Source organism: uncultured Kordia sp. (genome assembly GCF_947496985.1).
Lineage (GTDB): Bacteria > Bacteroidota > Bacteroidia > Flavobacteriales > Flavobacteriaceae > Kordia.
The window spans coordinates 1-3,135 of record NZ_CANMEZ010000021.1 but is presented as its reverse complement, the minus strand read 5'-3'; the positions used below and the strand labels follow the sequence as shown (position 1 = coordinate 3,135).

The 3,135-nt window shown below is 33.7% G+C and carries 1 protein-coding gene; it reads left to right on the top strand.

The features are described 5' to 3' along the window. Positions 1–3,135, top strand: a 3,135-nt coding sequence (locus Q0828_RS24325; protein ID WP_298427959.1) for an amino acid adenylation domain-containing protein, incomplete at both ends; no start/stop codon positions are given.

The following is a 3,135-nucleotide window of genomic DNA, read 5'->3' as shown; positions in this document are numbered from 1 at the left end:
CAAGTGGAAAAATAGACAGGAAGGCATTACCAGACACAGATATTTCTGGGCTATTACAAGAAAACTATGTTGGAGCAACTACTGAAATAGAAATAAAGTTAGTTGAAATTTGGGAGCATGTTTTACAAATTTCAAACATTGGAATTCATGATAATTTCTTTGAACTTGGAGGACATTCATTATTAGCAATTCGTTTAATTTCAGCAATACAATCAACTTTTGAAGTTTCTATAGGGATAAAAGATGTCTTTACAGCACCAACAATTTCAGGAATTGCAAAATGTATTTCAAAAGGAACGCAATCAACGATTCCAGGCATATTAATAAACGAACGTTCAGAACACACTCCATTATCGTATCCACAAGAGCGTTTATGGTTTTTAGATCAATTACAAGGAAGTGTAGCTTATCATATTTCAGGAGTATTAAAGGTTACAGGAGATTTAAATGTACTAGTTTTACAAGAAGCGTTGCAACATGTTGTAGGTCGTCATGAATCACTTCGAACGGTTTTCAAAGATCACAACGGAATAGGATATCAACATATCATAGAAAATGACGCTTTTGAAGTTTCACATATAAAAGAAACATCCGAAAAAGCAATCGCAACATACATTAATAAAGTTACCAAAACTGCTTTCGATTTATCAAAAGATTATATGCTCAGAGCAGCTGTAGTTTCAAAAAGTGAGACAGATCACAGGTTGATTTTAGTGATCCATCATATTGCTTCAGATGGTTGGTCTTTACCAATCTTAGTAAAAGAACTAGAAGTGTCTTACGGACAATTATTAGCAGGAAACAAGATTGATTTACCAACATTACCTGTACAATATGCAGACTATAGTAGTTGGCAACGTAACTATCTTTCTGGTGAAATATTAACAGAAAAACTAGCTTTTTGGTCATCAAAATTAAAAGATGCAGCCATATTAGAATTGCCAACAGATTTTGCTCGTCCGCCAATTCAATCTACAGAAGGAACAACTTATCATTATGAAATATCTAAAACAATTCAAGATAAGTTAAAACAATTTACACAAGCACAAGGAACAACACTATTTATCACATTACTAAGTGTATACAAAGTATTATTATCTCGTTATTCAGGTCAATTTGATATCAGTGTTGGAACTTCAATAGCGAACAGAACGCAATCAGAAATTGAAGGATTAATTGGTTTCTTTATGAATACAATTGTTTTGCGTGATGAATTTTCAAGTGAAGATTCTTTTGAACAATTAGCACAACAAGTAAAAGACACCTGTTTATCAGCATATGAACATCAAGATTTACCATTTGAACGTATAGTAGATGATTTATCACTAGAGCGCGATCAAAGTCGTAGTCCCTTATTTCAAACGCTATTTGTATTACAAAACAATGAAGAACTCAGTGAATTGACTTTTGGTAATTGTTCGGTAGAAAAAATGCCGATCAAACAAACAACTTCTCAACTAGACTTAATCGTAAATGCTAGTGAAACTGCTGACGGATTGTTTATGGATGTTGAATATACTACGGCTCTATTCAAAGAAGAAACGATTCATCGTATGATGGTTCATTTTGAACACTTAATCATTTCGGTTGTTGCTGATGCAAGCGTATCAATAGGAAGTTTACAAATGTTGGAAGCATCTGAGAAAACAGATTTGATTTATGCTTATAATGATACATTTACACAATATCCAGCAGTTACGGTATTGGATATATTCAAAGCACAAGCTGTAGAAAATCCAGCAGGAATAGCAGTTAACTTTCAAACAAAACAATTGACTTATGCAGAATTAGACGCCCAATCAAGTCAATTAGCAAACTGCTTACAAAGTGAATATAAGGTTAAAAAAGGCGATCCTATCGGAATTCATTTAGATAGAAGTGAAAATTACATACTTACAATTCTAGGAATTCTAAAAGCTGGTGGCGTTTATGTACCAATAGATACAGCATACCCGGAAAGTCGTAAAAAATACATTCTAGAAAATGCGGATATACAACTCCTGATTTCAGATACGAACTATATGTTTGAATTAGATTATTACACAGGAACGTTATTGGCGCTAGATGTAGAATTTGATGCAAACCAGTTTGAAAGAGAGTTAAAAGCAGCGGTTACTTTAGAAGATACAGCATACATTATTTACACTTCAGGCTCAACTGGAATTCCGAAAGGAACACCAATCACACATGAATCATTATCAAATTATGCCCAATGGGGAAAAGGTCAGTACCTAAACGAAACTGACAAAGACTTTGGATTATTTACGTCTCCATCATTTGATTTAACCATTACGAGTATCTTTTTACCACTCATTAGCGGAGGCACAATTACTGTTTTTGAAGAAGATCAAGATGTATTGGCATTACTGAAACGATATCTTGACAATGGAATTTCATGTATCAAACTAACACCTTCACATGTAAGTGTATTGCAAGATGCAGGACTGAAAAGTGACGAATTAGTAGTTGCTGTTTTAGGAGGAGAAGAACTCAAAAGAAGTCATGTAGAGATTTTACAATCAATCAATCCAGACATCAAAATCTTTAATGAATACGGGCCAACAGAAGCCACAGTTGGTTGTATGTTTCATGAAATCACTTCGGAAATGATCACGATTGGTCATCCAATAGCGAACACAGAAATTTACCTATTAGATGATAATTTAAATGTACTTCCAATTGGCGGAACAGGTGAATTATGTATCAGTGGAAAAGGATTGTCAAAAGGATATTTACATCAAGAAGAATTAACGCAAGAAAAATTCATCAATCATCCGTTTAAAGAGGGAAAAAATCTTTACAAAACTGGAGATTTGGCAAAACGATTATCTGACGGAAGTATTCAATATTTAGGAAGAAAAGATGATCAAGTAAAGATCAAAGGATATCGAATTGAACTTGGAGAAATTGAAACCAGATTAGAAGAAATAGAACACATCAATGAAGCTGTCGTGATTGCTAAAGATGATCAATTAGTTGCGTATGTAATCGCAACGGAGGAAATTGACAACAAGGTGATTCAAAAAGAAATAGCTAAACAATTACCAGACTATATGACTCCAAAATTGTACATGCAATTGGAATCATTTCCACTAACGACTAATGGGAAGATAGACAAAAAATCATTGCCATTAG